This window comes from Chimaeribacter arupi (assembly GCF_002858805.1).
Taxonomy (GTDB): Bacteria; Pseudomonadota; Gammaproteobacteria; order Enterobacterales; family Enterobacteriaceae; genus Chimaeribacter; species Chimaeribacter arupi.
The window spans coordinates 345933-362284 of record NZ_PJZI01000001.1; the positions used below are offsets into that span (position 1 = coordinate 345933).

At 56.8% G+C, this 16352-nt stretch carries 14 protein-coding genes; 7 read left to right on the forward strand and 7 right to left on the reverse strand.

The annotated features are described in order from the left end of the window. Positions 1 to 223 precede the first annotated feature (223 nt). From rsmG to ravA, 6 genes are all read right to left on the reverse strand, one after another. The gene (gene rsmG, locus CYR52_RS01500) at positions 224 to 844 is read right to left on the reverse strand and encodes a 16S rRNA (guanine(527)-N(7))-methyltransferase RsmG (protein ID WP_072927922.1); all 621 of its coding nucleotides are present in this window, start codon (positions 842 to 844) and stop codon (positions 224 to 226) included. Between the two features lie 108 nt (positions 845 to 952). Continuing rightward, entirely contained in the window at positions 953 to 2842 is a 1890-nt protein-coding gene (mnmG, locus tag CYR52_RS01505) for a tRNA uridine-5-carboxymethylaminomethyl(34) synthesis enzyme MnmG (RefSeq protein ID WP_072927859.1), read from the reverse strand. Positions 2843 to 3221: 379 nt separating this feature from the next. Next, positions 3222 to 3665 (reverse strand): FMN-binding protein MioC, encoded by a 444-nt coding sequence (gene mioC / locus CYR52_RS01510; RefSeq protein ID WP_072927860.1) that lies wholly within the window; start codon positions 3663 to 3665, stop codon positions 3222 to 3224. A gap of 91 nt (positions 3666 to 3756) precedes the next feature. Then, positions 3757 to 4218: a transcriptional regulator AsnC gene (asnC, locus tag CYR52_RS01515; RefSeq protein ID WP_072927924.1), complete on the reverse strand. Its 462-nt coding sequence runs from the start codon at positions 4216 to 4218 to the stop codon at positions 3757 to 3759. Between the two features lie 101 nt (positions 4219 to 4319). Continuing rightward, complete coding sequence (gene viaA, locus CYR52_RS01520; RefSeq protein WP_101827824.1) at positions 4320 to 5780, reverse strand: ATPase RavA stimulator ViaA; 1461 nt, start codon at positions 5778 to 5780, stop codon at positions 4320 to 4322. Between the two features lie 3 nt (positions 5781 to 5783). Beyond that, on the reverse strand, positions 5784 to 7295 hold the full coding sequence (gene ravA / locus CYR52_RS01525; RefSeq protein ID WP_072927864.1) for an ATPase RavA: 1512 nt from the start codon (positions 7293 to 7295) through the stop codon (positions 5784 to 5786). 263 nt (positions 7296 to 7558) lie between these two features. On the opposite strand from ravA, the gene kup reads away from it, so the two are divergent. The 7 genes from kup to rbsR all read left to right on the forward strand — a co-directional run bounded on the left by kup (position 7559) and on the right by rbsR (position 15423). Continuing rightward, complete coding sequence (gene kup, locus CYR52_RS01530; RefSeq protein WP_072927865.1) at positions 7559 to 9427, forward strand: low affinity potassium transporter Kup; 1869 nt, start codon at positions 7559 to 7561, stop codon at positions 9425 to 9427. A gap of 157 nt (positions 9428 to 9584) precedes the next feature. Next, positions 9585 to 10004 (forward strand): D-ribose pyranase, encoded by a 420-nt coding sequence (gene rbsD, locus CYR52_RS01535; protein WP_072927866.1) that lies wholly within the window; start codon positions 9585 to 9587, stop codon positions 10002 to 10004. A gap of 8 nt (positions 10005 to 10012) precedes the next feature. Continuing rightward, positions 10013 to 11530 carry a ribose ABC transporter ATP-binding protein RbsA gene (gene rbsA, locus CYR52_RS01540; protein WP_101827825.1) on the forward strand — a complete coding sequence of 506 codons (1518 nt, stop codon included), beginning with the start codon at positions 10013 to 10015 and terminating at the stop codon, positions 11528 to 11530. Then, a complete protein-coding gene (rbsC, locus tag CYR52_RS01545; RefSeq protein WP_072927869.1) occupies positions 11523 to 12491 on the forward strand; it encodes a ribose ABC transporter permease in 969 nt (322 codons plus the stop codon). The genes rbsA and rbsC overlap by 8 nt, the downstream gene beginning before the upstream one ends. Before the next feature lie 32 nt (positions 12492 to 12523). Next, a complete protein-coding gene (gene rbsB, locus CYR52_RS01550) occupies positions 12524 to 13411 on the forward strand; it encodes a ribose ABC transporter substrate-binding protein RbsB (RefSeq protein ID WP_072927871.1) in 888 nt (295 codons plus the stop codon). Positions 13412 to 13491: 80 nt separating this feature from the next. Further along, a complete protein-coding gene (rbsK, locus tag CYR52_RS01555) occupies positions 13492 to 14418 on the forward strand; it encodes a ribokinase (protein WP_072927873.1) in 927 nt (308 codons plus the stop codon). Positions 14419 to 14421: 3 nt separating this feature from the next. Beyond that, entirely contained in the window at positions 14422 to 15423 is a 1002-nt protein-coding gene (gene rbsR, locus CYR52_RS01560) for a ribose operon transcriptional repressor RbsR (protein ID WP_101827826.1), read from the forward strand. Here the strand turns inward: rbsR and CYR52_RS01565 are convergent, their stop codons facing one another. Continuing rightward, a complete protein-coding gene (locus tag CYR52_RS01565) occupies positions 15424 to 16113 on the reverse strand; it encodes a FadR/GntR family transcriptional regulator (RefSeq protein ID WP_101827827.1) in 690 nt (229 codons plus the stop codon). Positions 16114 to 16352 lie beyond the last annotated feature (239 nt).

Genomic DNA, 16352 nt, shown 5'->3' on the forward strand with positions numbered 1-16352 from the left:
AAAATTACATTTAATAGATTCACTTGAGAATGAATCTCATTACCACGCAACGCATTTTCAGGATTTTACGCAGCCATTCAAATAACCATGCTGCAACTCTGTGAAATATTGGTAACCGTTGCGCACATCGTACCAATATAATTAGCAGGCTTATGTTAACGCCCGCAACGGCCAGATGATTTATCCTTTTTTGATAAAGCGCAAAAACAGCGCGCTTTTAAAATCATCGGGCTTTTAAGATAACCAGGTGCCGCTCACCCTCAAGTTCAGGCACTGACAGTTTTACCACCTGCTCCACCCCTACCCTCTCCGGCAACGTGGCAAGTTCTTCATCAGGACGCACCCCTTTCAGGGCATAGAACCGCCCCTGGGTCGGCTCCGGCAGATGGTGGCACCAGGAAACCATATCCTGCAATGAGGCAAAGGCACGGCTGATGACACCGTCAAACGGCGGCTCAGCAGGGAATTCCTCAACCCGGCTCTGCACCGGCGTAATGTTAGTAAGTCCTAACTCATGCTGTACCTGGCGTAAAAAGCGCACGCGTTTGCCCAGGCTGTCCAACAGCGTGAAATGCGCATCAGGGCGGACAATGGCCAGCGGAATGCCGGGCAGGCCCGGCCCGGTACCCACGTCAATAAAGCGGCTGCCCTGCAGATGAGGGTTAACCACGATGCTGTCGAGAATATGGCGTACCAGCATCTGGTAAGGGTCGCGCACTGAGGTCAGGTTATAGGCTTTGTTCCATTTATCCAGCATACCCACGTAAGCCAGCAACTGGTGCTTTTGCTGATCGGGCAACACAATGCCGGCCTGGTTAAGCAACGCGTCGAGTTTTTGCAGCACAGGGAATTCCTTTGGCGCAGCATCACTGCTGCGGTTAAACATGATTCAGGGAATGTAAAACAAGACCGGGGCCGCCTGAGCACAGACAGACGGCCCCGTTGATCAGGCTCAGGCGCTGCGGCGCAGCAGGCCTTGCTTTTTCAGCCAGATCAGCAGAATAGAGATTGCCGCCGGTGTAATGCCTGAAATACGTGATGCCTGGCCGATCGAGTTCGGTTTGTGATCGTTGAGCTTGGCAATCACTTCGTTCGACAGGCCGGATACCTGATGGTAGTCCAGATCCGCCGGCAACAGGGTATTTTCATTACGCTGCTGCTTGTTGATCTCATCCTGCTGGCGGGCGATATAGCCTTCGTACTTGACCTGGATCTCCACCTGCTCTGCAGATTGCGGATCGCTCAGGCCCGGTGCAAACATCGGCATCCCGATCATCTGCTGATACGTCATTTCCGGGCGGCGCAGCAGTTCTTCACCACTGGCTTCCCGGGAAAGCGGTGCTTTCAGCAGGGCATTGACCTGTTCCACCTGTTCGGAGTGCGGGTGGACCCACAGGCTGCGCAGACGCTGGCGCTCCTGCTCGATCTGTTCAACTTTCTCACTGTAACGGGCCCAGCGCGCATCATCCACCAGGCCAAGCTCACGCCCTTTTTCGGTCAGGCGCAGATCGGCGTTGTCTTCACGCAGCATCAGGCGGTACTCCGCCCGTGAGGTGAACATACGGTACGGCTCTTTGGTGCCGAGGGTGCTGAGGTCGTCAACCAGGACGCCGAGGTAAGCCTGATCGCGGCGTGGTGCCCAGCCCTCGTCCTCATTGGCGTAACGGCCGGCGTTCAGGCCTGCCAGCAGCCCCTGGGCCGCGGCTTCTTCGTAACCGGTGGTGCCGTTGATCTGGCCGGCAAAGAACAGGCCCTGGATGAATTTGCTTTCCAGGGTCGGTTTCAGATCGCGCGGATCGAAGAAATCGTACTCGATCGCATAACCGGGGCGCACAATGCGCGCGTTTTCCAGGCCGCGCATGGAACGGACAATCTGCATCTGAACATCAAACGGCAGGCTGGTGGAGATGCCGTTCGGATAAATTTCGTTGCTGGTCAGCCCTTCCGGTTCAAGGAAGATCTGATGCGCATTACGATCGGCAAAGCGCATGACTTTGTCTTCGATCGACGGGCAGTAACGCGGGCCGATCCCTTCGATGATCCCGGCATACATCGGGCTGCGATCCAGGTTCTGGCGGATCACCTCATGGGTCTGCTCATTGGTGTGCGTGATGTAGCACGGGATCTGCCGCGGGTGCTGTGAGGCATTGCCCATGAACGAGAACACCGGCGCGGGGTTATCACCATGCTGTTCATCCAGCACGCTGAAGTCGATGGTACGCGCATCGATCCTCGGGGGTGTCCCGGTTTTCAGGCGGTTCACACGCAGCGGCAGTTCACGCAGACGGCGTGACAGCGAGATCGCCGGAGGATCGCCTGCGCGGCCCCCACTGAAGTTTTCAAGGCCAATGTGGATCTTCCCATCAAGGAAGGTGCCCACGGTCAGCACCACCGCTTTGGCGCGGAATTTGAGGCCCATCTGGGTCACGGCACCCACCACCCGATCGTTTTCCACGATCAGATCGTCAACCGCCTGCTGGAAGATCATCAGGTTCGGCTGGTTCTCCAGCGCAGTACGGACGGCCTGGCGGTAAAGTACCCGGTCAGCCTGGGCACGGGTGGCACGCACGGCCGGCCCTTTGCTGGCGTTTAGTATCCTAAACTGAATACCCGCATGGTCGATAGCCGTGGCCATTAACCCGCCGAGGGCGTCCACTTCTTTAACCAGATGTCCTTTTCCGATGCCACCGATCGCCGGGTTACAGGACATTTGTCCAAGCGTATCAATGTTATGCGTTAATAATAGGGTTTGACGTCCCATCCGGGCAGCCGCCATGGCAGCCTCGGTACCGGCATGGCCGCCGCCGATAATGATGACGTCAAAATGGTCTGGATAAAACATGGTACTGCACCTCGCGGTTATGCGAATGATCGTGGTTTGCCCTTGGGGTGGGGGATTCTACTGAAGTTTAGCCGTGCAACCAAGCAGCTTAGGATCGCAGGTAATTAAAAGAAGATCTTTTTATTTAAAGATCTCTTTATTAGATCTCTTATTAGGATCGCGATCCTCTGTGTATAACCCTGAATTCTTTATTTGATCCAACGAATTACTACAGATCATTAGCTGTGAATGATCGGTGATCCTGCCACGTATAAGCTGGGATCAGATCGGTACTTTATACACAGGCCTCTGCGGGGAGCAAGGTTGTTATAGGGATAACTACCGGTTTTACCCAGCTTTAAACCGTAGTTATCCACAACTGATCGCGCGATCTTTGACCTTATTTGAGTAAATTAATCCAGTTTTTGACCCATTCTTCAGCCGGGTCTTCCGGGATCTCATGTTGGGTGACGTCGATCTCAAGGCGATCACCGATCTTTTTGGCACCCTGCGCGATCAATACGGACTCGATCGTTTTGATCGCGCCGCAGAAGGTGTCGTACTCGCTGCTGCCAAGCCCGATGGCCCCAAAACGCACCTGGGAGAGATCCGGCTGCTGCGCGTTGATCGCGTCCAGCAAGGGTTGCAGGTTATCAGGCAGTTCCCCGGCACCGTGTGTCGAGGTGACAAGCAGCCAGATCCCGTCTGGTGTCAGCTCATCAAGCTCTGCGCCGTGCAGGGTTTCCGTTGAAAAACCAGCCTCTTCCAGTTTCTCAGCGACATGTTCAGCCACATATTCGGCGCTGCCGAGCGTACTGCCGCTGATGAGGGTAATGTCAGCCATAATGATCCCACCTGATATAAAGAGCGCGTATTGTACGCTGTGAATCAGCTGGGATCTACCTGTGGACAATATGGGTATGGCTTTTTTACGATCAGGGCGAGATCGCCCGCATGATAGGGTTCTGTAACGAGATTAATGTCTCTGTGGACTGGATCTCGTCGATGGTCTGGATCTTGTTGATAAGTACCTGTTGCAGGGCATCGATCGACCGGCACATTACTTTAATAAAGATGCTGTAGTGCCCGGTGGTGTAATAGGCCTCGACCACCTCCTCGAGACTGTCGAGTTTTTTCAGGGCAGACGGGTAATCTTTGGCACTTTTCAGGATGATGCCGATAAAACAGCAGACATCGTAGCCCAGCTGTTTAGGGTTCACCTGCACACAGGCGCCGGTAATAATGCCGGCCTGCTTCATTTTCTCTACCCGCACATGGATCGTACCGGGGCTGACGTTAAACACTTTGGCCAGTTCTGCATAGGCGGTACGCGCGTTCTCCATCAGGGCGTTCAGGATGCCGCGATCGAGATCATCGATCTGATAAACTTCAGTCACTTTTTCCACCTCAGCGTCAGGATAGGTTAATGCCCAGACGATAGAGGATCTCCAGGGGCGGAACCAGAATTATCGCCTGGGGAAGGCGGCCGGGCGGGGGGTTAACGGCGCAGGCGGCGCAGCAGGCGGCTTTTCAGCCCGGTATCAAAACGCCAGATATAATCGAAGATGCGCATGATCCCCGGTTTGCCATAGGCTGACATTGCCACCGCATGGAAGCGTTGCTGATGGCGCTGCCGGTGTTGCTGGATCTGTTCTACCACCGGATCAGGCAGGCGCTGGGCTATAAAATCGGAAATGACCACCGCGTCGGCATCAAACCAGGCGCGATCCTCCATTTTTTTCAGCGTCGCCGACAGACAGGCCGCCAGATCGGTGCCGCCGCGGAAATGCTGGCTGAGGAAACGGATCGCCTGTTCGATCCCGCTGGCGGCAGTTAACTCATACTGCACGATCTCCGTGGCGAACAGCATAATGAAACAACGGCGTTTGTCTGCCAGCGCAATACGTAACAGGGCCAGGCAGAAGGCTTTCGCACACTGTTCATTGAAACCGCCCATCGAGCCGGATGTATCCACGCAGACAATAAAAGGCCCGCGCGGCTGTTCTTCCTGCTGATGGTGGGTGACCGGGCGCATCATGACGCGCTCTTGCCACGCGTCGCCTTGCAACCGGTAGGTCATCAGCTGCTTTTCCAGCAACCGCCGGTAAAACTCAAACTCCAGTTCGCTCAGCCCCAGCATCGCCAGTTCCGTGGGCAGCAGCCTTAAGATGTCATCACTTTGATGGATACCGCTGACCTGCTCAGGCACGGTGGCCGGTTCACGTACCAGCGTGCGGTAAGGTTCCATCGCGGCATTATCCTGCGGGATGCTTTTCGCTGCCTGGCTGCGCCCCAGCTGTTCCGCCAGCCGGTTCAGTTCCGGTTGCTGTTGCAGAAAAGCCCCGTAATCCAGCAGCTGCCGGTAATTGCCGGCATAGAGTTCACCCCGGCTCATATCCCAGAGACGCCCGGCCGCGCTGTCATTTTCCGCCAGCAGCGGGGCCAGCGCGCCGCTCATCGCCAGCCGCTGCTGGAGATCGGCCAGCAGTTGCTCGCGCTCCTGCTCCAGTAACTGATGATGCAGGGTGACTGCCTGTAACGTCAGGCTCAGGCGCCAGCGCTGGATAAACAGGGTCTGCAGGCTGTCACCGGGTGGGTGGCTGAGATCGGCACTCGCCACCAGCGTCTGTGCTTCCGGCGCGAAAGGGGAATCCATGGCGTTGAGGCTGCGCACGATGTCAGGCAGGTGCTGGTAAAAGGTGGCGGGGCTTTCGGTCATGCTGCGCTGGTAAAAGTAGAACTCCTTCGCCAGGGCGGGCGGCACCGTCGATTCATTGATGCGCCGCGATAACGTCTGTTTCCAGACGGGGAGATCCTTCAGCAGGGCGCGCTTCAGCCGGGGGAATTTCTCAAAGAACACCACCAGCTGCGGCGTCGCCAGTAAGCTGATGATGATCTCCTCAATCAGGTCGCCCTGATTGATCGCCAGCAACATATCCAGCGTATGCAGGCTCATCATGATCTATTTACCGCGGAAGGTCTGCTGCTGCTGTTTTATCTGCTCCGCGACCTGCATCAGGCTGGCTTCAATTTTTGCCAGCCAGGCCGCCGGCACAAACAGGCAGGGCTGGTGCGAAGAGAACAGCCGGCGCTGCTGGGCCAGCTTTTCAGCCAGCGTATCGAGCTGCGCCATGATTTCGGGCGGCACTGTGGTCTGCTGCTGCTCGCCCGGCAGGGAGAGCACCGATCGCTGGCGGCTGACGTCCAGCACTGACAGCTGGAGTTTTTCATCCACCTCCAGCTCCACCTGCTGGGCAAATCCGATGCCGTTGAGCTTCGCGCGTGCCTGGCCGCCTTTTTGCAGCCAGGTATCCAGCTCACTCCGCTCCATCAGCAGGTGGGTCACCTGGATCTCATGCAGGTGCAGCGGCGTATGCAGCAGCAGCGTCAGTGATGTGTCACTGTTTTCCAGCGTCAGTTCGTAATGGGGCACACGGCTGAACATAGAGGCCTTTTTGCTGACCTTGATCGCCTGGCTGTCGCTGAGCTTCTGCTGTTCACGCAACCATTGCTGGTGAAGCTGGTGGGTTTGCAGGATCAGGCTCTGCTGTTGATACGCCTGGGTTGTGAGCAGCTGTTCAAGCTGCTGCTGGAACAGGGTGTAAGTATTGAGATCGTGCCAGAGGCAGTCTTTGAGCAGAATCAGGTCCACCGGCGAGATGGCGGTGCGGCCGCTGAAAAAGGCGCTGGCCTGTAACAGGCGTAACGCCTTTTTCCAGCGACGGTCAGAGACGTAAGGGGCATTTTCCTGGGCATCCAGTTGCTCACGCAACTGGAATATCAGCTCGAAGCAGGCGTCCGGCAGGGTAACGGCATTGATGTCGCGCTGCCATTGATGGAACTCTTCATCCGTGATGCTGAGGTTCTCCGGCACCGGGTTCTCATGCTCACCGGCACGGTGGGTCAGCAGGGCACGGAAATTCTGCTTCTCCTGCACTTTATCCAGCCACAGGCGGATCAGCATCCGGTCATATAAGGCTTCGAGGCTGCTGTCCGCTTCCGGCAGTTCATTGGAGGCGGTGACCAGCAGCCGCAGCGGGATGGCGGCCTCATCATCGCCGTTACGGAAACGGCGCTCGTTGATGGCGGTTAACAAGGTGTTCAGGATCGCCGGACCGGCTTTCCAGATCTCATCCAGAAAAACGATTTCCGCTTCCGGCAGGTAGCCGCGTGTCAGGCGCTGGTAACGCCCCTCATCTTTCAGCGCCTGAATGGAGAGCGGCCCGAAGACCTCCTCTGGCGTGGAGAAGCGGGTCATCAGGTATTCAAACGCCCTGGCATGGCGGAACGCGTATTTCAGCCGGCGGGCGATCAGGCTTTTCGCAATGCCCGGCGGCCCGAGCAGAAAAACACTCTCGCCACACAGCGCCGCCAGCAGGCAGAGCCGGATGGCATCCTGACGTTCGTAAAGGCCACTCTCAAGCGCATTGCCAAGCCGCGCGATGCGGTCAGCCAACCCTGTTGCGTTCACCATGATTACTCTTCGTTTTCTTTCAGTTAACGCATTCTGGTTTGCGGTATAAGAATAATCCACACTTATTTTTTGCTGCGATAGCTTGTTGATTCACAGCAATTTTCTATCATCAATAAATCCCGGCTGAGAGGCAGGGGCCGGGCCTGAAAGGGCATATAAGGATAGGCAATCATGGTAAATCATGCATACTGTGCGGTTTTGGGTGGGCGTAACGACACCAGCGTACGCTTCGCTTATGGACGTTCCAGCAAAAGAAACGAGTTATGAGCACAGAGCATAAACAGTCATTGTCAGCCATGACCCTGGCCGCTATCGGGGTTGTCTACGGTGATATTGGTACCAGCCCTCTTTATACCTTGAGAGAGTGTTTTTCCGGCCATTATGGTTTCGACGTTCAGCCTGATGTGGTGTTCGGGTTTCTCTCCCTGATTTTCTGGATGCTGATCCTGATTGTCTCCCTGAAATATCTCTCCTATGTGATGCGGGCAGATAACGCTGGGGAAGGCGGGATTTTGACGCTGATGTCACTGGCGGGACGCAACACTTCTGCGCGTACCACCGCGGTGCTGGTTATCCTCGGGTTGATTGGCGGCAGCTTCTTTTATGGCGAGGTGGTGATTACACCGGCCGTGTCGGTGTTGTCCGCGATTGAGGGGCTGGAGATCGCCGCGCCGTCGCTTGACCCGTATATTGTCCCCTGCTCGATTGCCGTGCTGACCCTGCTGTTTATGATCCAGAAACACGGTACCGGCAGCGTCAGTAAACTCTTCGCCCCGGTGATGCTGGTCTGGTTCCTGGCGCTGGCCGTATTGGGCGTGCGCAGCATTATGGATAACCCGCAAGTGTTGCAGGCCCTGAACCCCGCCTGGGCCCTTGATTTCTTTGTGTCTCACAAAGCAGCCTCATTCTTCGCGCTGGGCGCGGTAGTGCTGTCGATTACCGGGGTAGAGGCGCTGTATGCTGATATGGGCCACTTCGGGAAATTCCCAATCCGCCTGGCATGGTTCAGTGTGGTATTGCCGTCACTGGTGCTGAATTACTTCGGCCAGGGGGCTCTGCTGCTGAAAAACCCGGAGGCGATCAAGAACCCGTTCTTCCTGCTGGCACCTGACTGGGCGCTGATTCCGTTGATGCTGCTGGCGACACTGGCTACCGTTATCGCCTCCCAGGCGGTGATCTCCGGCGTCTTCTCCCTGACGCGCCAGGCGGTGCGCCTGGGGTATCTGCCGCCGATGCGCATTATCCACACCTCAGAAATGGAATCAGGGCAGATCTATATCCCGGTGATTAACTGGACGCTCTACGCGGCCGTGGTGATCGTGATTATCAGCTTTGAGCACTCCAGTAATCTGGCTGCGGCGTACGGTATTGCCGTCACCGGCACCATGGTGCTGACCAGTATCCTCTCCTGTACCGTGGCGCTGAAAAACTGGAACTGGAATGTGGTGCTGGTGGGCGCATTGCTGGCGGTCTTGCTGATTATTGATGTGCCGATGTTTGCCGCCAACGCCACTAAACTCTTCTCCGGCGGCTGGCTGCCGCTGATGCTGGGGCTGGTGATGTTCGTCATCATGACGACCTGGAAAAGCGAGCGGTTCCGCCTGCTGCGCCGGATGCATGAACACGGCAATTCACTGGACGCGATGATCGCCTCGCTGGAGAAATCCCCGCCGGTGCGCGTGCCGGGCACGGCGGTTTATATGTCACGCGCCACCAATGTGATTCCGTTTGCCATGTTGCACAACCTTAAGCACAACAAGGTGTTGCATGAGCGTGTGGTATTGCTGACCCTGCGTACGGAAGATGCGCCTTTTGTGCATAACGTCCGCCGCGTGGCGATTGATCAGCTCTCGCCTACCTTCTGGCGTGTGGTAGCCAGTTACGGCTTTAAAGAGACGCCTAATGTAGAAGAGATTTTCCACCGCTGCGGCCTCGAAGGGCTGCCGTGCCGGATGATGGAAACCTCCTTCTTTATGTCCCATGAATCACTGATTGTGGGCAAACGCCCCTGGTATCTCCGGTTACGCGGCAAGCTGTTTGTCACGCTCAGCCGCAACGCCCTGCGGGCGCCGGACCAGTTTGAAATTCCGCCTAACCGGGTGATCGAACTCGGCACCCAGGTCGAAATCTGACAATAAAGGGCTTCTCCGGAAGCCCTTTTTCATGCGCTTCTCCTTCCGCCAGCGAAACGTTTCGATAACGATCACATTTCTCTCTCTTTCCTTTTGCCTTATCGCGCGGTTTTTTTACACTGCTGTCAGCGAAACGTTTCGCTGACGGAGCCTAGCCATGAAAAAAGCCGCGTTACTCAATGCTGAACTCTCTTATGTGATTGCCAAACTCGGGCATACCGATCAACTGGTGATTGCTGATGCCGGGTTACCGGTGCCCGCTACCACGCAGCGGATCGATCTGGCGCTGACCCACGGCATACCGGGGTTTATGCCGGTGCTGGACGTGGTCACGCAGGAGATGCAGGTAGAACGGGTGCTGCTGGCAGAGGAGCTGAAAACGCATAACCCGGCGATCCACCAGCAACTGTGCGGGCATCTGGCACAACTGGAGGCGCGGCAGGGCAATACGATTGAGGTGACCTACCTTCCTCATGCTGCATTCAAAACACAAAGCGCGCAGAGCCGGGCGATTGTGCGTACCGGTGAATGCTCGCCGTACGCCAATATCATCCTCTGTGCCGGTGTGACGTTCTGAGGCCCCCTATGCAAGCGTTGCTGGAACTCAAAGGTATTGAAAAATCCTTCCCCGGCGTCAAAGCCCTGTCCGGCGCGGCGCTGTCTGTTTACCCCGGCCGCGTAATGGCGCTGGTTGGGGAGAATGGGGCCGGTAAATCCACCATGATGAAAGTGCTGACCGGCATCTACCAGAAAGAAGCGGGCAGCCTGAAATTCCTGGGGAAAGAGACGGTGTTTGCCGGGCCAAAAGCCTCGCAGGAAGCCGGGATCGGCATCATTCACCAGGAACTGAACCTGATCCCCCAGCTCACCATTGCCGAAAACATCTTTTTGGGTCGCGAGTTTGTAAACCGGTTCGGCGGTATCGATTGGAAGAAGATGCACGCAGAAGCCGGCAAATTGCTGGCACGGCTTAATGTGCGCCACCGCAGCGACCGGCTGGTAGGCGACCTGTCGATTGGCGATCAGCAGATGGTGGAAATTGCCAAGGTGCTGAGCTTTGACTCCCGCGTCATCATCATGGATGAACCTACCGATGCCCTGACGGACACCGAAACGGCCTCCCTGTTCAGCGTGATCCGTGAACTGCGCGCGCAGGGGTGCGGCATTGTGTATATCTCCCACCGGATGAAAGAGATTTTCGACATCTGTGATGACGTGACGGTATTCCGTGACGGGCAGTTTATCGCGGAGCGCGCCGTGAGCGCGCTGGATGAGGATTCGCTGATTGAGATGATGGTCGGCCGCAAACTGGAAGACCAATACCCCCGGCTGGCGTTACCCCAGGGGGAGCGCCGCCTGTTAGTGCGTAACCTCAGTGGGCCGGGCGTGGAGCAGGTCAGCTTTACCCTGCACCGCGGCGAAATCCTCGGCATTTCCGGGTTGATGGGCGCAGGCCGTACCGAACTGATGAAAGTGCTCTATGGTGCCCTGCCCCGCCTTGGCGGTTCGGTGGAGATTGACGGGCGTGACGTCACGGCCCGCTCCCCGCAGGAAGGGCTGGCCAACGGCATCGTCTATATCTCGGAAGACCGCAAACACGATGGGCTGGTGCTCGGAATGTCCGTTAAAGAGAACATGTCGTTAACGGCACTGCGCTATTTCAGCAAAGAGGTCGGGCGGCTGCGCCATGCCGATGAACAGCAGGCGGTCAGCGACTTTATCCGCTTGTTCAACATCAAAACCCCGTCAATGGAACAGCCGATTGGCCTGCTCTCCGGCGGCAACCAGCAAAAAGTGGCCATTGCCCGCGGCCTGATGACCCGGCCAAAGGTACTGATTCTGGATGAGCCAACCCGCGGCGTCGATGTCGGTGCCAAAAAAGAGATCTATCAGCTTATCAACCAGTTTAAGCAGGATGGCCTCAGCATCATTCTTGTCTCTTCCGATATGCCGGAAGTGATGGGTATGAGCGACCGCATCCTGGTTATGCATGAAGGGCGCATCAGTGGCGAATTCACCCGCGAACAGGCGACCCAGGAAGTGCTGATGGCAGCCGCCGTCGGCAAGCTTTACGGCGCAACACAGGAATTATCCCATGAGTAGTCACGTATTGCCGGCCAAACGCTGGTTCAACAAAGCCTGGTGGCTGGAACAGAAATCACTGATTGCGCTGGCGGTGCTGATTGCCGTGGTGTCATCAATGAGCCCGAATTTCTTCAGCCTGAATAACCTGTTCAATATCCTGCAGCAGACCTCGGTCAACGCCATTATGGCCGTCGGCATGACGTTGGTGATCCTCACCTCCGGCATTGATTTGTCTGTCGGGTCTTTGCTGGCGCTGACCGGTGCGGTGGCAGCCTCGCTGGTGGGCATGGAAACCAACGCCTTTCTGGCCGGGGCCGCCGCGCTGGGGCTGGGGGCGCTGATTGGGGCCGGTACCGGCGCAATAGTGGCGAAAGGCAAGGTGCAGGCGTTTATCGCCACCCTGGTGATGATGTTGCTGCTGCGTGGCGTGACAATGGTCTACACCAACGGCAGCCCGGTCAATACCGGCTTCTCTGAGGTGGCTGACACCTTTGGCTGGCTTGGCATCGGCCGCCCGCTCGGCATCCCGACGCCGGTCTGGCTGATGGCGGTGGTCTTCCTTGCCGCCTGGTACATGCTGCACCACACCCGTCTGGGGCGTTACATCTATGCGCTGGGGGGCAATGAGGCAGCCACCCGCCTTTCCGGCATCAGCGTGAATAAAGTCAAAATCATCGTTTATGGACTGAGCGGCCTGCTTTCGGCCCTGGCCGGCCTGATTGAAGTGGCGCGCCTCTCCTCCGCACAGCCTACAGCCGGGACGGGTTATGAACTGGATGCGATCGCCGCCGTGGTTCTGGGCGGAACCAGCCTGGCAGGCGGCAAAGGGCGGATCGTCGGCACGCTGATTGGCGCGCTGATCCTCGGGTTCCTGAACAACGGGCTGAATCTGCTCGGCGTCTCTTCTTACTACCAGATGATCGTTAAAGCCGTGGTGATCCTGCTGGCGGTGCTGGTGGATAACAAAAGCAGCAAATAATTTTCCGATTACCTTTTTAAAGGACGCTTACCATGATGATGAAAAAATTGGCTACGCTGGTCTCTGCGGTTGCCCTCACCGCCACCTTCAGTACGAACGCCTTGGCAAAAGATACGCTGGCGCTGGTGGTCTCGACCCTCAATAACCCGTTCTTTGTTTCCATGAAAGAGGGCGCGCAAAAAGAGGCGGATAAACTGGGCTATACCCTGGTGGTGCTGGACTCACAAAACAACCCGGCGAAAGAGCTGGCCAACGTACAAGACCTGACAGTGCGCGGCACCAAACTGATGCTGATCAACCCGACTGACTCTGATGCGGTCGGCAATGCGGTGAAAATGGCGAACCAGGCGAATATTCCGGTCATCACCCTCGACCGTGTGGCGACCCACGGCACCGTCGTCAGCCATATCGCCTCTGACAACCGTGCCGGCGGCGCGATGGCAGGCGAGTTTATTGCCAAAAAGCTGGGCAACGGCGCAAAAGTGATTGAGCTGCAAGGCATCGCCGGGACATCAGTTGCGCGTGAGCGTGGGGAGGGGTTTAAGCAGGCGCAGGAAAAATATAAGTTTGCCCTGCTGGGTAGCCAGCCGGCAGACTTCGACCGCACCAAAGGGCTGAACGTGATGCAGAACCTGCTGACAGCCCATCCCGATGTGCAGGCGGTCTTCGCACAGAATGATGAAATGGCCCTTGGCGCCCTGCGCGCCCTGCAAACGGCCGGCAAAAGTGATGTGCTGATCGTCGGATTTGACGGAACGGCTGACGGCGTTAAGGCGGTTCAGGGCGGTAAGCTGGCGGCAACCGTGGCACAGCGCCCTGATCAAATCGGGGTCATCGGCGTGCAGACCGCAGATAAAGTCCTGAAGGGTGAAAAAGTGGCGGCGATAAATCCGGTTGATTTGTCGCTGGTGACGAAATAAACCTGAGGGTAACCGGGACAATGCGCCGCCGTAACCGAGGCGGCGTTCTTTTATCAGAGACGGGTTCAGGAAGGACAGCGATGAAGAGCGGCAAGTTAGTGGTTCTCGGCAGTATCAATGCCGATCATATTTTGAATACGGCACACTTCCCTCGCCCCGGCGAAACGGTGATCGGTTCACGGTATCAGGTTGCCTTCGGCGGCAAAGGCGCTAACCAGGCGGTGGCGGCCGGGCGCAGCGGTGCGGACATCACCTTTATTGCCTGTGTCGGGGCGGATGATATCGGCGAACGTGTCAGGCAGCAGCTGGCGACGGACAATATTGATATCGGGCCGGTTGAAGCCGTGCCTGATACCACCACCGGCGTGGCGCTGATTATGGTCAACGGCGAGGGCGAGAATGTGATCGGCATTCACGCCGGGGCCAATGCGGCCCTGACGCCCGGCTACCTCTCACGCTACCAACAAGCGGTAACCGACGCCTCAGCACTGCTGATGCAGCTGGAATCCCCGCTTGAGACGGTGATGGCGGCGGCTAAACTGGCAAAAGCGCACCAGACCCGTGTGGTGCTCAACCCTGCCCCGGCCTGTACCTTGCCGGATGCGTTGTTGGCCTGCGTCGATATGATTACGCCTAATGAGACCGAAGCCGAGGCGCTTACCGGTATCGCCGTCACGACAAATGAAGAAGCCGCCCGCGCAGCAGCCTGGCTGCATAATAAAGGTGTCGCAACGGTCCTGATTACGCTGGGCAGCCGCGGCGTCTGGTTAAGTGAACAAGGTGCCGGACAGCTTATTCCCGGTTTCCGTGTGAATGCCGTGGACACCATTGCCGCCGGTGATACCTTTAATGGGGCGCTGATAACGGCGCTGCTCGAGCAACAACCTATGGCTGAGGCGGTACGCTTTGCCCATGCCGCGGCGGCAATTGCCGTGACCCGGCCGGGAGCCCAGCCCTCTGTGCCATGGCGAAATGAGATTGATGACTTCTTACAACAACAGGGGTGATGTTTGGCCACAATGAAAGATGTCGCCCGGCTGGCGGGTGTTTCTACCTCAACCGTCTCTCACGTGATTAATAACAACCGCTTTGTCAGCGACAGCATTCGTGAAAAAGTGCTGGTGGCGATTGAAACACTGAATTATGCCCCTTCTGCACTGGCGCGCAGCCTGAAGATCAACCAGACCCACACCATCGGTATGCTGCTGACCGCCAGCAGCAACCCGTTTTATGCGGAACTGGTGCGCGGCGTGGAGCGCAGCTGCTATGAACGCGGCTATAGCCTGATTATCTGTAATACCGAAGGCGACGTAGAGCGTATGAACCGTAATCTGGAAATGCTGCTGCAAAAGCGCGTGGACGGATTACTGCTGATGTGCACAGAAACACACATTCCTTCACAGGATGCCCTGCGTCGCTACCCTTCCCTGCCGATTGTCATGATGGATTGGGCACCTTTTGGCGATGCCAATGACATCATCCAGGATAACTCGTTGCTGGGAGGGGAACTGGCGACGCGCTATTTACTCAGCCAGGGATACCAGCGTATCGCCTGCATCGCCGGGCCACAGGATAAAACCCCGGCCAGAGCGCGGCTGGCCGGTTTCCAGCGCGCCATGCAACAGGCGGGGTTGCCGGTACCGGAAGAGTACATCATTTATAGTGATTTCGAATTCCAGGGCGGTATGACTGCAATGTCGCAACTGCTGGCCCTGCCACACCCCCCGGAGGCGGTCTTTACCAGTAATGACGCGATGGCAGTGGGCGTGTATCAGGCGCTTTACCAGCATGGCCTGACGATCCCGGCAGACATGGCGGTGATAGGGTATGACGATATTGAACTGGCTCAATATATGACGCCGCCATTAACCACGGTGCATCAGCCCAAAGATGATTTGGGCGAGCTGGCGATTGATACGCTGTTACACCGGTTGAATAATCCAACGGCGGAGCCTCAGATGCTGGTGTTAACGCCGGAGTTGCGGGTACGTGATTCTGTCAGTGTCCGTTGATCAGTCTGCATCTGTCAGCAGTGCCAGACAGGCTGCATGAGCTGCGGCGCTGTCGGAGGCCAGAATCGCCGCGACAATCGCATGATGGTGGTGAAGTTTAATCACCTCATTCCCGGTTATGGTCTGGAAGTAGCGGTGATAGACCGAGCTGAACAGATTGGCGAATGACGTCAGGAACGGGTTGGCGCTGGCTTCATAAATCAGCTGGTGGAATTGGCCATCCACCGCAATCCATCGTTCACGATCGAACTCGTCGTCCAGTGCGCGCATTTCCCCCATATATAAAGAGAGCTGGTGCTTCTGTTCCGGCGTTGCCTGCGTCGCTGCCAGAAAACAGGCCTGGGGTTCCAGGGCGGTACGCATAATAAGGAAGTGCTGCATCACCTCCTGGCTGTTTTCCCGGTTCATCCACCATGTCAGCAAATCCTGATCAAGGAAGTTCCAGTTAGTCTGCTGCATCACCCGCGTACCGATACGCGGGCGCGGTAACACCATGCCTTTGGCCGCCAGCGTCTTGACCGCTTCCCTTACCGCCGTGCGGCTGACGCCATAAATACCGGCCAGTTCCATTTCACCCGGCAGGATGCTGCCTTCTTTATAATGGCCGGACAGCAGCTGCTGAGCGATTTTCTCTGCAAGGAGGTAAGAAAGATTGCGCTGAGCAGCCTGTTGCTGCGCATTGATCGGCATGATAGTTGTCCTGAATAGCGGTGTTGGTGCAGCCTGTACTTTACCGATTATGGGCAAAACCAGCGCTGGAAAGTAAGAAAAAGCGGGAAATTGCTGCTTTAAACTTCACTTTGTCTAAACATTCGCCGGTTGAATAATTTTTTGAATTTAGGGGTTGCAGGTTGTCAGGAACTCCCTATAATGCGCCTCCACTGACCGGGAACAACGACCAACACGTCGCCGGGTCAGGAAGAGATAAG